General features: G+C 50.3%; 14 protein-coding genes. All 14 read left to right on the top strand.

The features are described from left to right. Nucleotides 1-9 precede the first annotated feature (9 nt). The 14 genes from Psch_RS09750 (at nt 10) to Psch_RS09685 (ending at nt 16252) form a co-directional block, all read left to right on the top strand. On the top strand, nt 10-1161 hold the full coding sequence (locus tag Psch_RS09750) for an iron-containing alcohol dehydrogenase (RefSeq protein ID WP_190240041.1): 1152 nt from the start codon (nt 10-12) through the stop codon (nt 1159-1161). A gap of 45 nt (nt 1162-1206) precedes the next feature. Beyond that, a complete protein-coding gene (locus Psch_RS09745; protein ID WP_206663744.1) occupies nt 1207-2472 on the top strand; it encodes an ABC transporter substrate-binding protein in 1266 nt (421 codons plus the stop codon). A 68-nt stretch (nt 2473-2540) separates the two neighbouring features. Next, complete coding sequence (locus tag Psch_RS09740) at nt 2541-3422, top strand: branched-chain amino acid ABC transporter permease (RefSeq protein ID WP_190240040.1); 882 nt, start codon at nt 2541-2543, stop codon at nt 3420-3422. Nucleotides 3423-3433: 11 nt separating this feature from the next. Further along, complete coding sequence (locus tag Psch_RS09735) at nt 3434-4474, top strand: branched-chain amino acid ABC transporter permease (RefSeq protein WP_190240039.1); 1041 nt, start codon at nt 3434-3436, stop codon at nt 4472-4474. Then, on the top strand, nt 4434-5171 hold the full coding sequence (locus Psch_RS09730) for an ABC transporter ATP-binding protein (protein ID WP_243124001.1): 738 nt from the start codon (nt 4434-4436) through the stop codon (nt 5169-5171). The genes Psch_RS09735 and Psch_RS09730 overlap by 41 nt, the downstream gene beginning before the upstream one ends. Next, nucleotides 5152-5862 carry an ABC transporter ATP-binding protein gene (locus Psch_RS09725; protein ID WP_190240038.1) on the top strand — a complete coding sequence of 237 codons (711 nt, stop codon included), beginning with the start codon at nt 5152-5154 and terminating at the stop codon, nt 5860-5862. The genes Psch_RS09730 and Psch_RS09725 overlap by 20 nt, the downstream gene beginning before the upstream one ends. A gap of 542 nt (nt 5863-6404) precedes the next feature. Next, nucleotides 6405-6884 carry a 4Fe-4S dicluster domain-containing protein gene (locus Psch_RS09720; protein WP_190240037.1) on the top strand — a complete coding sequence of 160 codons (480 nt, stop codon included), beginning with the start codon at nt 6405-6407 and terminating at the stop codon, nt 6882-6884. Beyond that, a complete protein-coding gene (locus tag Psch_RS09715) occupies nt 6884-8686 on the top strand; it encodes an aldehyde ferredoxin oxidoreductase family protein (protein ID WP_190240036.1) in 1803 nt (600 codons plus the stop codon). The genes Psch_RS09720 and Psch_RS09715 overlap by 1 nt, the downstream gene beginning before the upstream one ends. A gap of 403 nt (nt 8687-9089) precedes the next feature. Then, the gene (locus Psch_RS09710; RefSeq protein WP_190240035.1) at nt 9090-9359 is read left to right on the top strand and encodes a ubiquitin-like small modifier protein 1; all 270 of its coding nucleotides are present in this window, start codon (nt 9090-9092) and stop codon (nt 9357-9359) included. 174 nt (nt 9360-9533) lie between these two features. Continuing rightward, nucleotides 9534-10022, top strand: a complete 489-nt coding sequence (nuoE, locus tag Psch_RS09705; protein WP_190240034.1) for an NADH-quinone oxidoreductase subunit NuoE — start codon at nt 9534-9536, stop codon at nt 10020-10022. After that, on the top strand, nt 10015-11820 hold the full coding sequence (locus Psch_RS09700; protein WP_190240033.1) for an NADH-quinone oxidoreductase subunit NuoF: 1806 nt from the start codon (nt 10015-10017) through the stop codon (nt 11818-11820). The genes nuoE and Psch_RS09700 overlap by 8 nt, the downstream gene beginning before the upstream one ends. A gap of 13 nt (nt 11821-11833) precedes the next feature. After that, entirely contained in the window at nt 11834-12604 is a 771-nt protein-coding gene (locus Psch_RS09695) for a 2Fe-2S iron-sulfur cluster-binding protein (RefSeq protein ID WP_190240032.1), read from the top strand. Nucleotides 12605-13058: 454 nt separating this feature from the next. Then, on the top strand, nt 13059-14756 hold the full coding sequence (locus tag Psch_RS09690; RefSeq protein ID WP_190240031.1) for a GAF domain-containing sensor histidine kinase: 1698 nt from the start codon (nt 13059-13061) through the stop codon (nt 14754-14756). Nucleotides 14757-14788: 32 nt separating this feature from the next. After that, nucleotides 14789-16252 (top strand): sigma-54-dependent transcriptional regulator, encoded by a 1464-nt coding sequence (locus Psch_RS09685; RefSeq protein ID WP_190240030.1) that lies wholly within the window; start codon nt 14789-14791, stop codon nt 16250-16252. The last annotated feature ends 198 nt before the right edge of the window (nt 16253-16450 follow it).

Here is a 16450-nt window from a genome sequence, read left to right as displayed (position 1 = left end):
AGTTTCAAAATGGTATTTCCGTTTAGATTGCCTGAAGTAGTCTATTTAGGTCAAGGAGCATTGGAGCATCTAAGTGGGGAAGTCAAAAAGTTCAAGGCAGATAAGGTCCTTTTGATTACTGATAAAGGGGTTCAGGCTGCCGGAATGGACAAATTGGTGAGAACTTGTATTGAGGAGGGTGGTGCGCAGGTAGACATATTTGCAGAAATTGATGCCGAACCAAGTACAGATACGGTGGACAGCGTTGCTAAGTTTGTCCGGGAAAACGGCTACAACCTGCTGGTTGGCCTGGGTGGCGGCAGCCCCATGGATGTTGCCAAGGCTTCTGCCGTACTGGCTGTAAATGGCGGCAGCATCAAAGACTACGTGGGTATAGAATTGTTCCCCGAAAAAGGCGTGCCTACGATTCTAATCCCCACCACGGCAGGTACCGGTTCAGAGGTTACCCAGAATGCCATCTTTGCTTTCAAGGAGGAACAGGTCAAAAAAGGTATTGTCAGTTCGTACCTGCTGCCGCGGGTGGCCATAGTAGATCCGGCGCTAACCCTTTCCTGTCCCCCGCGTGTTACTGCCGCGACCGGTGTTGACGCCCTGGTGCATGCTGTGGAATCCTATACCGCCTTAAAGGCCACTCTGCAAACCGATATTTATGCCCTGGAAGCGATCAGGCTGATCTCAGAAAGTATCAGGACTGCCGTATCCAACGGGCAGGACCTGGCGGCCAGGGAAAAGATGTCCGTCGGTTCTTTCTTCGCGGGAGTGTCGCTGGCCAACGCGGGTGTAGGAGCAGTCCATGCTCTGGCGTACCCGCTGGGCGGCAAATTCCACGTCAGCCACGGTGTATCCAACGCGCTGCTCTTTGCTCCGGTCATGGAATTCAACTGTGTCGGCAACCTTGGTAAGTTTGCCTGTGTAGCAGAGGCCATGGGCCAGCCGGTCGCCGGGAAATCGCCCAGGGAAGCGGCCCTGCTGGCAGTGCGGGCGGTCAAGGAGCTGGTCGCTGACGTGGGGATTCCCAATTCCCTGCGTGAAGTTGGCGTCGCAGAAGAAGATATTGAGTTCTTAACCGTGAGCGCGGAAAAACAAACCCGCCTGTTAACCAACAACCCAAGGCTGATGACGAGGAAAGATATTGAAAGCATCTACAGAAAAACTTTGTAAGACATAACAGTGTATCCTGTTTGACTCACGAAAGGGGGTTCTCTCATGATCAAAAAAAATAAGTTCATGCTTTCCTTGCTGGTAATTGCGCTGCTTCTCGCGGTTTCGTTCACGGTTGCCGGGTGCGGCGGCGGTGACCAGGCCAAAAAGGTCACTGAGGTTAAGATTGGCAATATCCTGCCCTTGTCCGGGTCGGTTGCCCCGGTCGGCAAGGTCAGCCAGCAGGCCAGGGATCTGGCTGTGGAAGAAATCAACGCCCAGGGAGGAATTAAATCACTGGGTGGAGCTAAAATAAAGATGGTTTACGCCGACAGCAAAGGTGACCCGGCTACGGGCGTATCGGAGTCGGAGCGCCTGATCACCCAGGAAAAAGTGGCGCTTCTCACTGGGACCTACCAGAGCGGTGTGGCCCTGCCTGCCACAGAGGTAGCTGAGCGCTATCAAGTACCCTTCTATTGTCCGGTCCCCTCGGAGGATATCATCACGGAGCGCGGTTTCAAATACGTCTTCAGGCAGGCTGAGAAGACAACCTGGCGCAACAGGGACCAGATCACGTTTATCCAGGATATGGGCAAGCAATTCGGTACGCCGGTTAAAACCGTGGCCTTTATTTATGAAAACACCGCCTGGGGCCAGGGCGCCGTCAAAGGCTGGGAAAAGTACCTTGAAGGGACAGGCATTGAGGTCATTCTCAAGGAGCCATATCCGACCAACTCCTCGGACCTCACCCCGATAGTCCTGAAAGTAAAACAGGCTAACCCGGACGTTGTATTCATGGTTTCCTACGTGTCGGACGCCGCCCTCTTGACCAACACCTTTGCCGAACACAAGGTTAAACCACTTGCCTTCATCGGCACCAGCGGCGGTTTTGCGGATCCGGTCTACTTTAAGACCACCGGCGATAACTGCGAATACTTCTACGATATCTCCACCTGGGAACCGGACGTGAACCGCCCCTTCTCCCAGGAAGTAAACAAGAAATTCACGGAGAAATACGGCTATGGCATGAATGCTGAGGCTGTCAAGGCTTACACTACAATGTATGTCATTAAAGATGCCCTGGAACGGGCGGCGTCTGTCGATCCGGAAGCAATTCGCAAGGCTTTGTCCGAGACGAAGCTGAGCGAAGGCGTTACCCAGATGTACGCTTCGGAAATAGTTTTTGATGAAAGCGGACAGATGGTCAACGCGCCGCTGATTATATCCCAGTTCCGCAAGGTAGACGGCAAAATGGAACGGGTAACCGTTTGGCCGGCCAAAGACGCGCGGCCTGATTGGGAACCGGTCTGGCCGTTCCAGGGCTGGAATTAAGTAAACTGAAATGAGAATAGGGGGTAGCCGGTTGACTACCCCCCCAGTTCTCCCTGGAGGTCTAAAATATGGGCTTGCTTTCCTCAATAACCAACGGGCTCCTGATGGGAGGGGTATACGGGCTAATTGCCTTAGGCCTTACCCTTATTTTCGGAATTATGAAAATTATCAACTTTGCCCACGGCGCTTTTTTGATGGTTTCCATGCTGGCGTCGTACTGGCTGTGGTACCTTTCAGGTCTGGATCCTTACCTGCTCGCAATCATTATTTTCCCCTTGATGTTTTTCCTGGGTTACTACTGCCAGAAAGGTTTGATCAGACCTGTTCTCAATGCTGATAAGGACGTCCGGGAACCCGTCAGCGCCCTCTTGCTGACGGCGGGCTTGGCCGTGGTCATTGAAAACTTCATGCTGATGGTGTTTGGCGCGGACTATCTGGTAGCAAAAACCAGTTACTCGGGCGTGACGTTCAACCTGTCGGGCCTTCTGGTCAGCGCGCCCCGCTTCTATGCTTTTGTTGCCACCCTGGCTATAACCATTGCTTTTTACCAGTTCTTAAACAAAACAGAAACAGGCCGGGCGATGCGGGCGACCGGGCAGGACCGCAACGCCGCCCAGTTGATGGGGATTAATGTTACCCGTATTTACAGTGTCGCCTTCGGGATCGGCACGGCCCTGTCCGGGTTGGCCGGCGTCCTTTTGATTCCTTTCTATTACGCCCACACTTCCGTGGGAGAGGTCTTTTTGACCAAAGCTTTTATTATTGTCGTGCTGGGGGGCCTGGGCAGTGTCCCCGGAGCGCTGGTAGGCGGGCTTATTATCGGATTGATTGAATCGGTGGCGGCCATTTACATGACGGCCACCTGGACAGCGATCCTGGTTTATTTCGCCTTCCTGGTAGTGCTCCTGGTCAGGCCTTCAGGATTGTTCGGCTCCCGGTACGAATGGTAGGTGATGAAAAATTGAGGAACTTCGCAAGTCCCCGCGTATATCTCCCTGCCCTGGCGCTGCTGGTTTTAGCGCTCTTGCCCCTGTTTATAAAAAATCCCTATAACCTGCACATCCTGGCGATCATCCTCTTCTGGGCCTACCTGGCCAGCGCCTGGAACATTGTGGGCGGTTTTGCTGGCCAGTTGTCCCTGGGTCACGGTGTCTACGTCGCTACCGGCGCCTATGTATCCTCCATGCTTTTTGCAAATACCGGCCTTTCCCCCTGGATCGGCATGTTTATCGGCGGTGCGGCGGCGGCGCTCTTGGGCTTTATTGTCGGCTACCCGACCCTGCGCCTGAAAGGGGCTTACTACGCCCTGGCCACGGTGGGTTTTGCCGAAGGCTTCCGGGTCATCCTGATCAGCACCGAAAAAATCGGCAGTTGGGATACCGGTGGGGCCCAGGGCTTTCTGGTGCCCCTGATGGGTAACGCTCCGCAGTATATGCAGTTCATGTCCAAGGTGCCCTATTACTACATCGCGTTGGCTCTTGTGTTGATGATCATCGGGTTCTGCGTCTGGATCGACAGGTCGAAGCTGGGGTATTACCTCACCGCGCTGCGTGAGGACGAAGACGCCGCCCTGGCGCTGGGGATTAATACCGCCCGGACCAAGCTTATTGCAGCCACATTAAGCGCCTTTTTTACCGGTGTGGGCGGAGTCTATTACGCGCAGTTGATCCGTTACCTGGAACCCAGCGCCATTTCCGGCCCCATGATGTCCAACCAGATTGTCTTTCTGGCCATCGTGGGCGGCAAGGGTTCAGTACTGGGGCCGGCGATCGGCGGTGTTCTCCTGACGGTGGTGGGCGAGATTACCAGGATTTTCTTCGGCCAGGTCATGGGACTGCACCTTTTTCTCTACGGCCTGATCGTGGTATTATTCGTTATATTCAAGCCCAGGGGTGTTATCGAGTTTTGCGAAAATGCCTACGGTAGATTACTTCGCCTTCTGGGGGAAGGGGGGGAAAAGCGTGGCCGGGAAGATGCTGGAGTTAAAGAATCTGACCATTAAGTTCGGTGGCCTGACCGCCTTGAGTGAGCTCAACTTTACCCTCCAGGAAGGAGAAATTGCCGGCTTGATTGGCCCCAACGGGGCCGGTAAAACGACGGTTTTCAATTTAATCAGCGGGGTGTACAAGCCTACCGGCGGGGAAGTGATCTTCCGCAATGAGGACATCACCGGATTGAAGCCCTATCAGGTTTGTGAGAAGGGCATCGGCAGGACCTTTCAGGTGGTCAAACCCTTTGCCAATAAAAGTGTTTTGTATAACGTCATGGTTGGTGCTTTTTTGCGGACCGGTGACAGGGGAAAGTGCAGGGAGAAGGCTCTGGCTGTGTTGGAACAGGTGGGTCTGTATGATAAAAGGGATGTCCTGTCCAAGAACCTGACCATTGTTGACAGGAAAAGGCTTGAAGTAGCCAAAGCCCTGGCCACGGAGCCGAAATTGCTTTTGCTGGACGAAGTCCTGGCCGGCCTCAACCCCACCGAAGTCGAAGAAGCGGTAGCACTGATTAGAAATATTCACCGGACCGGCGTTTCCATCCTGTTGATTGAGCATGTCCTGCAGGCCGCTATGGCCCTGTCGCACAGGATTATGGTACTGGACTACGGCAAGAAAATCGCTGAGGGTACCCCTCAGGAGGTTACCAGCAATCCGGAGGTAATTAAAGCATATCTGGGTGATAAATATGGCGCTGTTAACGATTGAAAAAATTAGTGTTTTTTATGGTGAGATGTGCGCGTTGAGGGATGTTTCAGCCAGTGTGGAGGAAGGCGAAATTGTTTCTATCGTTGGAGCCAACGGCGCGGGTAAAAGCACGCTGATCAACACGATCTCCGGTATTTTAAAGCCCAAGACCGGCTCGATCAGTTTTGCCGGAGAGGAGATCAGCCGGCTTGAGGCCCACCAAGTGGTTGAAAGGGGCGTCATCCAGGTTCCGGAGGGGCGCAGGCTGTTTCCCAACATGTCCGTGGAGGAAAACCTGCTGCTGGGCTCCTATGCGCCTGCCACCCGCAAAAACCGCGCGGCCAACCTTGATAAAGTATTTGACCTTTTGCCGCGCCTTGCTGAACGGAAAAAACAAATTGCCAGGACGATGAGCGGCGGCGAACAGCAGATGCTGGCGATCGGCAGAGCTTTGATGTCGGAGCCCAAACTTTTGATGTTTGATGAACCGTCTCTCGGCCTGGCGCCCAAACTGGTAACACAGGTGCTGGAATTAATCCAAAGCATCGCGGCCCAGGGAGTCACCGTGCTGCTGGTGGAGCAAAACGTGCAAAATGCCCTTGAGCTTTGCCACAGGGGTTACGTCCTGGAAAACGGCACGGTCGGGCTGACCGGTCCTGCATCTGAACTGTTGAATAACCCGCATATCAAAAAAGCTTACCTGGGGCTGTAGTAGTGTCCAAGGGAAATTATGGTGATACGGTGAGTTCAAAGAAGGTCTGTTGACAAACCCGAATAGAACACAAGAAAAAGGGCTTTTGGAAATCCAAAAAAATTGGGCTTCCAGAGCCCTTTTTTTACAGCATTACTTCATATGCCGCAATAGCGGCGCCAAGGTCCAGGGTTTTTACGGGCAGGCTGGTCTTTGTACAGTTCGGCAATGAGGTATATATAAATTACAAAATTTATTACCATTTGTATAATTGTACGGGATTAATGAAGGTATATATCAATTTTTATAGAATATTTTCATAAGTTAACTATAAATAACTTTTTCCAATAGTATGGAAACCAATCGTTAAGTGTACATATACATGTTTTTGATGACTGTAAACGCAAAGCTAAAAAACAAGCCGGTATTTCATGAAAAAGGGGGGGAAGCGCGCTTTTGCATGGACAAATAAATAAAGACGCCCTCCCGGAATGGGGGCAAAGACAAAAAGTACACGAAGGAGGTGTAACTGGCGCCGCTTAAATACGGCGTCCAGGGAGGTCATGAGCAAAATCCTGATGATATCACCGGAAAAGTGTATTGGCTGCAGAAGTTGTGAGATAATCTGTTCATTTGAAAAGACCAACGAATTCAACCCCAAGCATGCGGCTGTTACGGTTTTGGCTTATGAGGAGGCTGCTATCGCCGTACCAATGATGTGTATGCAGTGTGAAAACCCTTCCTGCATGAAGGTATGCCCTGTTGGCGCGGTAGAGTTCAAGGACACAGGCGCTGTAGTGATTAACGACGATAAATGTATCGGGTGCAAGATGTGCGTAAGCGCTTGCCCGATGGGAAACATCATCTTCAACGCCAAAGAGAGAAAAATGGTGAAGTGTGATCTTTGTGGCGGAGTACCGAAATGCGCTTATATTTGTCCCTCGGGAGCCATTCAATACAAGGAAGCTACCTCTACCAACCTAAATAAAAAGAAGATTATCGCCGAAAAGTTCAAGGAAGTATTCGGGGAGGTGACTGAATAATGTTTGGCTGGGCAGGTACATTGCTTCGCGTCAATTTAACTGATGGAACAATTAAAAAAGAAACGTTAAATAAGCGTGACGCCGACCTTTATCTGGGAGCGCGCGGCTTGGGCGCCAAAATTATGATGGATGAGGTCGATCCTAAAGTAGAGCCCTTTAGCCCGGAAAACAAGCTTATTTTTTTAGCCGGCCCGCTGACCGGGACCATGGCCGCATGCCCCGGCAGATATGAGGTAATCTCCAAAGCGCCGTTAACCGGTACTATCGGCGCATCCAATTCCGGCGGTCATTTCGGACCCGAATTAAAGTTTGCAGGTTACGACGGTATTATTTTTGAAGGCAGGGCGGAAAAGCCGGTATACTTAAGTATCAATGATGATGAAGTGACATTAAATAGTGCTGAGAGCCTGTGGGGGAAAACCGTTTTTGAAACAACGGATGAACTGATTAACAGGACTTCCGGGGACGCCAGGGTTGCCTGTATCGGTCCTGCGGGAGAAAGACTGGTCAAGTTTGCCACCGTCATGAATGACAAGCACCGGGCGGCGGGAAGGTCCGGCCTTGGCGCCGTCATGGGTTCGAAGAACCTCAAAGCGGTGGTGGTGCGGGGAACCAAGTCCATTCAGGTAGCCGACCCCGGGGAATTTAAAAAGGCTTGTTGGGACGCCAGGAGAAAGCTCAAAGAGCACCCCGTCACGGGCGTTGGCCTAGGGACTTATGGAACCCAGATACTTGTTAACATTTTAAACCAGTCTGGCGCTCTTCCTACTAAAAACTGGCAGGAAAGCTCTTTTGCAGCTGCCGATGAAACTAGCGGCGAGGCATTGGCCGAAAAATACCTCGTGCGCAATAAGGGTTGCTATGGCTGTTCTATCGGCTGCGGCCGGGTGACCAGGATCCCGGACGGCAAATTTAAAGGTTTCGGGGAAGGCCCCGAATATGAAGCAGGCTGGTCTTACGGCGCTGACTGCGGGGTACAAGACCTCGCGGCCATTTGTAAAGCCAACTTCATTTGCAACGAGCTGGGTTTTGACCCTATTACCATGGGCTCGACGATTGCCTGCGCTATGGAAATGTATAGTAAGGGCATCCTGACGAAAGAAGAGCTGGGTAGAGATCTGGATTTTGGTGATGCCGAAGGCATCGTGGAATTCACCAGAATGACCGGATTGAGAGAAGGCTTTGGCGACAAAATGGCCGAAGGCTCCTTTAGGATGGCTTCGCTGTACGGGCACCCGGAATTGTCCATGACTGTGAAAAAGCAGGAAATGCCGGCTTATGACGGCAGGGGCGTGCAGGGCATGGGCCTGGAATATGCCACGTCCAACCGGGGCGGCTGTCATGTCAGAGGTTACCTTACTTCTCCTGAAATATTGGGGATACCGGAGAAACTCGACCCGCTGGCAACCGCGGACAAAGCCATGTGGCTTAAAATATTCCAGGATTTAACGGCTGTTATCGATTCAGCAGGGATCTGTCTGTTCACCAGCTTTGCCATCGGGCTGCCGGAAATCTCCTCAATGCTCAGGACGGCTGTGGGCTGGGATTACTCCGACGAGGAAATCTTAAAAGCCGGCGAGCGGATTTGGAACCTTGAGAAGCTATTCAACCTCAAGGCCGGTTTCACCAAAGCAGACGACACCCTGCCCGACAGGCTGTTGAAAGAACCGGTGAAAGATGGACCGGCAAAAGGGAAAGTCGCCGAGCTGGATGTCATGCTGCCCGAATATTACACTCTAAGAGGTTGGGACGCTGAGGGCGTGCCGGCTGAGGAGAAATTAAAGGAACTTTCCATCAGTTAAATAACATGTTTTATTTGACCTGCAAGCTGCCTGGGGAAAACCTGCCGGCAGCTTGCAGATTAGTTATCGTTATTGTTAACTGGTTCTCAAAAAACACTTTGGGGTAGTGGGCATGGGGTTATCCTCCGCTCTCTTCGCAATTCTCCATTTGTACAAAAAGAGCGTCATGCCAACCGCATCTACAGACAGCCATCCGGCAGCTACGCGCTATTTAAGCTTTGACTTTAAGCTACGCACGCGCTAAGGACCGCACCCAGGTGCTACGTTCGCTCCGGATAACCCCATGCCCGCAAGTCAAGCCTTTTTTTCGAGCAGAAGACGAGACATATGTACCCTCATTGTCATTGCACAGTGTCCAATTGAAAACTTTGGTTATTTTCCGTTAATAGTTGAGGTGATGCTAGTGAAGGTCAGGTTTTTCGCCTACATCAGGGAATACACCGGGACGAAAGAAATCCATTGCGAGCGCTGTCAAACTCTTAAAGAGCTGTTGGAGAAGCTGTCCAATCAGTACGGTAAAAAGTTCCGGGCCAAGGTGTTCCAGGGGGAAAATCTTGGCCCGGAGATCATTGTCTTGGTCAACGGAAGGCACGTAGCGCACTTGGACGGCTTGGCCACACAGCTTAACGAGAATGACGAAATCTCGATTTTTCCAGTAGTCGCAGGAGGTTGACGGCAAATTCATTCGCACAGCCCCAGAGAAATGCAGTAGAAGATCCTGAAACTGATTTGCAGTTTCTGTGTGATTGAAATGGCGCCCACATTGCTCAGTATATTTTTATTATATGTGACGCCGCGACAGCGGCATGGACAACTACACTGCGCCTTTAACGAAAGGATGAAAACGATGGCAGCGGAGAAAGCCGAAAATATTTTTTCATATACCCGTGAGGTCATAGCCGGCTACCCGAAGGAGCAGCGATTCACGCTGGCCATGCTCCAGGACATTCAAAAAGAATTTAAGTATATTCCCAGGGAGTCACTCACCCTGCTTTCAGTCTACCTTGGTATGCCTCTCAGCAAGCTTTACAGTATGGCCACCTTTTATAAAGCCTTGAGTTTGCAGCCCAAGGGGGAACACGTGATCAGGGTTTGTGACGGCACGGCCTGCCATATCCGGTCCTCCATGGTTATTGTTGATGAAATAGCCAAGATCCTTAAAATTAAACCCGGGGAAACCACCGGTGACGGCAAGTTCTCACTTGAAACGGTAAACTGTCTCGGTTCCTGCGCCATGGCCCCGGCCATGGTTATCGACGAAACATATTACGGCAAGGTTACTCCCGCCAAAGTCCGGGACATATTGAACGAATACGGGGGTGCGGGCTGTGCGTGAGAATGACCGGAAAAAGACGATCCAGGTTTGCTGCGGGCCGGGGTGTCTGGCCAACAACAGTCTGGCGCTTTATCATAAACTCCGTGAAATAATAGCTAAAATAAATGCTGACCTAACCGTGGAAACGCTCGTTAAAAAAACCGGTTGTGACGGTTTATGCGCCAAAGGGCCGGTAATAAAGATCCTGCCTGAAGATGTTGCCTACTATCAGGTTAAAGAGAGCGATGTCGAAGAAATAGTTGAAAAAACCATTTTGCAAAACAAGATTATCGAACGGCTGCTGCCTCGTGACGCTGTCACCGGCCGGCGTATTAAGTCACCTAAAGACAATGAATTTTACAAGCGGCAAATGAAGATTGCCCTGCGCAACGTCGGAGTGATTGATCCGGACAAGCTTTCCGATTACCTCGAACGGGGCGGCTATACAGCCTTGAAGAAAGCACTTTTTGACATGACCCCGCAAGAAATCATCGAAGAAGTGGTGCAATCAGGATTAAGAGGCCGGGGCGGGGCTGGTTTCCCAACCGGGCGCAAGTGGAAACAGTGCGCAGGTTACCAGAATACCCCCAGGTATGTCCTCTGCAACGGTGACGAAGGAGATCCGGGGGCTTTTATGGACCGGAGCATCATGGAGGGTGACCCGCACAGTGTCATTGAGGGCATGGTCATTTGCGCCTATGCCCTAGACTCACATACCGGGTTCGCCTATATCCGGGATGAATACGATCTGGCCGTCAAAACGATGTCCGACGCCCTTATGAAAGCCAGAGAGGCCGGATTTCTGGGCGAAAATATCTTAGGCAGCGGTTTTTCTTTCGATATTCAAATCGTCCGGGGCGGCGGCGCGTTCGTTTGCGGTGAATCAACCGCGCTGATGTCCTCAATCGAAGGAAAAGTGGGGGAACCCAGGGCAAAATATATCCGCTCGGTGGAAAGAGGCCTCTGGGGACAGCCTACAGTACTTAATAATGTGGAAACCTGGGCTAATATACCGGTGATCATCAACAGGGGCGGAGCTTGGTTCAGCGGCATCGGCATGCCTAAAAGCACCGGGACAAAAGTGTTTTCCTTAGTCGGCAAGGTGAAGAATACCGGCCTCGTAGAAGTGCCGATGGGCATCACCCTGCGGGAACTAATCTTTGATATCGGCGGTGGTATTGACGGCGGCAGACAATTCAAGGCCGTCCAGACCGGCGGGCCGTCGGGAGGTTGTATTCCCGGGGAGCTTTTAGACCTGCCGGTGGATTTTGACTCTTTGGCTAAGGCTGGTTCAATTATGGGCTCGGGCGGCATGATCGTTATGGACGACCGGACCTGCATGGTGGACGTGGCCAGGTATTACCTGAACTTTCTTGCCGAGGAGTCCTGCGGCAAGTGTGTGCCCTGCCGGGAAGGCATCAAAAGAATGCTGGAGATTTTAAACGATATCTACAGGGGTAGAGGCCAGGCAGGGGATATGGAACTTCTATTGGAAATTTGTGATGCGGTCAAAGAGGCTTCTCTCTGCGGTCTGGGCAAGAGCGCCCCCATCCCGGTGATTACCACCATCCAGTACTTCAAGGATGAATACCTGGCGCATATCCGGGATAAAAGGTGTCCGGCCGGGGTATGCCCGGAACTAACCACCTTTGTCATTGATCCGGATACCTGCAAGGGTTGCGGGCTTTGCCAAAAGCTTTGCCCGGCCGGCGCTGTTTCGGGAGAGCGCAAGTCCGTTCACAGCATTAACCAGGGCCAGTGTATCAAATGCGGCAACTGTATTGACAGCTGTCAGTTCCATGCGATAAAAGTCGTCTAGGGAGGGTCAGGAATTGAAAATCACCATCGATGGTCAACAGTGTGAAGCATCCCGCGGGGAGTTTATACTGGATGTTGCACTTAAGAATGGAATTCATATACCGGCCCTTTGTCACAACGCTGCGCTGCCGGGACTGGCGAGCTGCCGGTTGTGCATGGTGGAGGTTGTTGAAGGCGCCTGGAGTAAAGTGGTAGCTTCCTGTGTTTACCCCATTACCAGCGAGATCGAAGTGGTTACCGGCTCGGAGAAAATCATCCGGATGAGAAGAACGCTGCTCATGCTCCTGGGGGCAAGGGCCCAGCAAAATGATTATATCCGCAAATTGATGCAGGAATACGGGGTAGCGCCACCAAAGCGTTTTAAAGGGGATAAGGACGAGCACTGTGTAATGTGCGGCCTTTGTGTCAGCGCCTGCGAGAAGATGGGCGCCAACTCCATTGCTACCGTCAACAGGGGCATTACCAAAAAAGTAGCGACCCCCTTTGATGAACCGTCAAAAACCTGCATTGGATGCGCTGCCTGCGCCGCTGTATGTCCTACCGGGGCTATCAGGGTAACGGAAGGTCACGGTAAAAGAAAAATCTGGAACAAGGAATTTGAGCTGCTTGCCTGTACGGTATGCGGAAAGCCTTTCATTACCCCGGAGCAAGTCGCCTACCTTAAAAGCAGCATGGACCAGCCAATGGCTGAAATCATTTGCGAAACCTGTAAAAGGATGATAGCCGGAAAACGGTTGGGAGAAACCTACGCCAATGTCACTGTGAGTAAAAGATATGTCCGTTAAGGCATGCTTTTGGAAAATGGTTGTTACTGAAATTGTATAATTGGCGGATAAAGATCTCGTCAATTATACAATTTTTTATTATAAGCAGGGGTGAACAAGAGTATGCCATTTATTTACTAGAAACCTATCCTGAAAACATTTCGGCCGCTACAATGTAGCTCAAATGTAGGTGCGAATTCATTCGCACAATGTCACACTAGCCATATAAGTGCGGCGCTGGCGCGCCGTGTGCGATTAAAATCGCACCTGCATCAATGATTTTCATCTTCTGCTGGCGCCGTGTTAGCTTCATGTACGTCTAAGACGGAAGCCATATGAATCAGACTATTTTTAGTTGAATAAAACACTTAAAAGGATTAAAATTTGCTTGAGTAAAATATAAAATTTTTCGACAATATTTTCTGGACGGCCCATTTTATCAGTCAACAAATTACTGCTTAGAAGGGGGTAGCATATGGTTTTAGACAGCGAGACCCCGGCTATCAACAAAGATAAAATCCAAACTTCTGCAGAAGTAAAGGACGTTATCAAGGAACTGTCCAGGCCAAATACGAGCATTTGCTGTGATTTGGAGCAGTGCAAGGATGTTATCGAGGAACTGACCAGGCAAAATACACGCATGGCCATAATCCAGCAGATTGCCAAAAGGATTAACATTGAGATGTCCTATGAGGATATCATCGATGAGGTGGCGGAGCCCCTGCGCGGTGTCCTGCCGTACGACCTGCTCAGTTTTTGTTTGATAGAAAATGATCAACTCATAATTAAATCCGGAGTGCCCAAGGGACAAATAATCCTTGATGTCGGTTGTGTTCTGGATTACTACAATTCGGCTCCCTGGAAGGCCATTACTGACAAACATTGCTTCTTAAGACAGGACATCTGGAACGATACTCATAAATACCAGGAAGACGATGATCTCCGTAAATTAGGGATCAAATCCGCCATTATGGCGCCGCTCCTGGTGAATAATGAGGTTATCGGCGCCCTTAATTTCGGGAGTAAAGAAACCTACGTCTACTCGGAAAATGATTTTATATTTGTCCAGCAGATGGCCGATCAACTGGCGGTCTGTATAAACAATTCGCGCCTTTATGGCGAGGTTTTAAAAAGTAAGAGAGAATGGGAGGAAACCTTCAAGGCGGTTCCTGACGGGCTGTTTCTCATTGACCGCTCTTACAATGTACTTCGTTCCAACAGCCAGGACTTTATAAAAGAAGTAGACGGTGACTTTAAATGCTATAAAGCCTTCACCTGCATCGGAGAGCAGTGCCAGCTTTGCCCTACCGTGGAGGCTTTCCGAACGGGTAAAGCCAGTGTCGGAGAGTTTACCCATACCGTTACCAAAAACATTTATAATATATCCGCCTACCCGGTTTATAACGAAAAAAACGAGCTCTACGGCATGACTGTATACGTTCATGATGTAACTAATAAGAGAAAAATGGAGGCGCAGCTGTTTCAGTCGGCTAAGCTTGCAGCTATAGGTGAAATGGCCGCAGGGGTAGCTCACGAGCTGAATAGTCCCCTTACCGCCATTATCGGTAATACAGGTTTAATTTTAAGGAATGCGTCACTTGGTGACAAGCATATAAAACTGCTGGAGGATATTAAATCCTGCGGGCAGAGGAGCAAGCGCATAATCCAAAATCTCCTTACTTTTTCCAGACAGGACAGCTATTCCTTCGCCCAGGTTTCCATCAATAATATTGTGGAAACCAGTTTATACCTTGTTTCTTATCAAATCGAGAAAAACAAGATAACAATTAAGAAGAACCTTAACCCCCGCATCCCCCTGATTATAGGCAACAAGCAGCAGTTGGAGCAGGTTGTTATCAACTTCTTGCTTAATGCCAGGGATGCTTTAGAGGGTTTGGTTGACGGCAGGATTGAAATCAGCACCGACATGAGAGAGGACGCGGAAGCAGGCTGCACGGTGGTTGAAACACAGGTAGCGGATAATGGAAAGGGAATCCCCGAGAGTATCATCGACCAGATTTTTAACCCCTTTTTTACAACCAAGGAGAAAACCAGGGGCACCGGATTAGGCCTTTCGGTCAGCCTGGGTATTGCCCAAACCCACGGCGGCAGGATCGAGGTTTCCAGCGAGGTTGACAGGGGCAGCGTCTTTTCCTTGATTATTCCGGTGTAACAATATATTCAACGAGATTTGGGGTGACAGCCATGAAGAAGCCGGAGATCCTGGTGATTGATGATGAGATTGAAGTCGGCGCTTTTTTTCATTATTACTTTCAGGAAGAAAAAGGCTATCCGGTGGCGGTGGCTAACTCCGGTTCAGAAGCCAGAGCCTTTCTATCTAAAAAATCCTTTGATCTTGCTCTGGTGGATTTAAAGCTGCCGGATACGGACGGTATTACCTTACTCAAAGAAATCAAGGATAATAATCCCGGCTGTGTGGTAATCATTATGACCGGGTACAGCACGGTCAAATCCGCTGTAGACGCTATGAAGCTGGGAGCCTTTGATTATATCGACAAGCCTTTTGATGAGCTGGAGGAACTGGACATACTGCTGGAGCGGGCGCTGCAGTCTATTTATAATAAAACATGGTTTATCAGCGATGAACTGCACAAATTAGCTACCGAATTCGGCATTGTCGTGGCTGCTGATAGTCCTTTAAAGGACCTGTTGCTCCTGAGTAAAAAAGTAGCCACCCGCAAGATTTCTATTTTAATTGAAGGCGAAACCGGAACTGGTAAAGAGGTCCTGGCCAGGTTTATCCATGCCAACAGTCTCCGTTCCGGCAGTCCCTTTATAAGTGTTAACTGCGGGGCGCTTACCGAATCGCTCTTGGAAAGCGAACTTTTCGGACATGAAAAAGGGTCCTTTACCGGGTCCCAGGGAGTCCGGCATGGTATTTTTGAATTAGCAAACAAGGGAACACTTTTTCTTGATGAGATCGGTGAGGCCTCGCCTTCAATCCAGGTGAAATTGCTGCGTGTTTTGGAGAGCGGCGAATTTTACAGAGTTGGCGGTGAAAAACCGCTGAAAACCGATGTAAGGGTGCTGGCTGCCACCAATAAAAACCTGCGGGATGCCGTAAAAGATAAACTTTTTCGGGAGGATCTGCTTTATCGCCTTGATGTAGTCAACTTGCATATTCCGCCTTTACGTGAAAGACGTATGGATATTTTGCCTCTGGTCGACTATTTTATCGAAAAAAACCTGCCGGAAGAAGAGAAGCATTTAACTGTCAGGTTTAATAACGAGGCAAGGAACCTTTTGCAGAGCTATTTCTGGCCGGGCAACCTCAGGGAACTGTCAAATGTGGTGGCTCGTTCCCTGGCTCTCAGGGATAGCGACCTGCTTGGACCGGAGTGTCTGCCCAGGCATGTTGTTCTCTACGGGGAGGAGGATTTTCTCGCAGAGCATTTGGGTACGAAGACCAACATTGACGAGGCGCTAAGAGACTGGAGCCAGAGGCTTCTCAAGGTAATATTAAGCAAAGGGAGCATAGATTTTCTGGAGCTTGAGAAGAAGCTGGAACAAGAGGCCGCCTGGGTGTCCAGACGGGTTATCGAAGAAACCCTGGTCAAGACCGGCAATAACCGGACTGAAGCTGCAAAAGCGCTTAATATCACTCCCAGGGTTTTGCGCTACCACCGAAATGAAAAGAGCAGAGAGTAAGTTCCTTAACGGCAGCCGGCCGATTTTACGTCCGGCTGCCGTTTTTTCGTCGCTGATTGATGTGTTGTAGTACTTTAACGAAAAGAATTTTATAAATTAAGACACTTCTCAATAACAGGAAAATGCAGTAATATAAGGCCTCTCACTGGAGAGGCCTTATATTGTGCGAATATTCACAAAACCTGGCATGATCTTTGC

Origin of the sequence: Pelotomaculum schinkii, assembly GCF_004369205.1 — a bacterium.
GTDB classification, from domain to species: Bacteria; Bacillota; Desulfotomaculia; order Desulfotomaculales; family Pelotomaculaceae; genus Pelotomaculum_C; species Pelotomaculum_C schinkii.
Note: the sequence above shows the minus strand (reverse complement) of the source record. Positions and strands in the feature narration are given on the sequence as shown.

Coding starts and splice junctions, on each gene's coding strand:
- Psch_RS09715 (WP_190240036.1), top strand. CDS start 6,884: ATGTTTGGCTGGGCAGGTACATTGCTTCGCGTCAATTTAACTGATGGA.
- Psch_RS09745 (WP_206663744.1), top strand. CDS start 1,207: ATGATCAAAAAAAATAAGTTCATGCTTTCCTTGCTGGTAATTGCGCTG.
- nuoE (WP_190240034.1), top strand. CDS start 9,534: ATGGCAGCGGAGAAAGCCGAAAATATTTTTTCATATACCCGTGAGGTC.
- Psch_RS09690 (WP_190240031.1), top strand. CDS start 13,059: ATGGTTTTAGACAGCGAGACCCCGGCTATCAACAAAGATAAAATCCAA.
- Psch_RS09750 (WP_190240041.1), top strand. CDS start 10: ATGGTATTTCCGTTTAGATTGCCTGAAGTAGTCTATTTAGGTCAAGGA.
- Psch_RS09725 (WP_190240038.1), top strand. CDS start 5,152: ATGGCGCTGTTAACGATTGAAAAAATTAGTGTTTTTTATGGTGAGATG.
- Psch_RS09740 (WP_190240040.1), top strand. CDS start 2,541: ATGGGCTTGCTTTCCTCAATAACCAACGGGCTCCTGATGGGAGGGGTA.
- Psch_RS09685 (WP_190240030.1), top strand. CDS start 14,789: ATGAAGAAGCCGGAGATCCTGGTGATTGATGATGAGATTGAAGTCGGC.
- Psch_RS09720 (WP_190240037.1), top strand. CDS start 6,405: ATGAGCAAAATCCTGATGATATCACCGGAAAAGTGTATTGGCTGCAGA.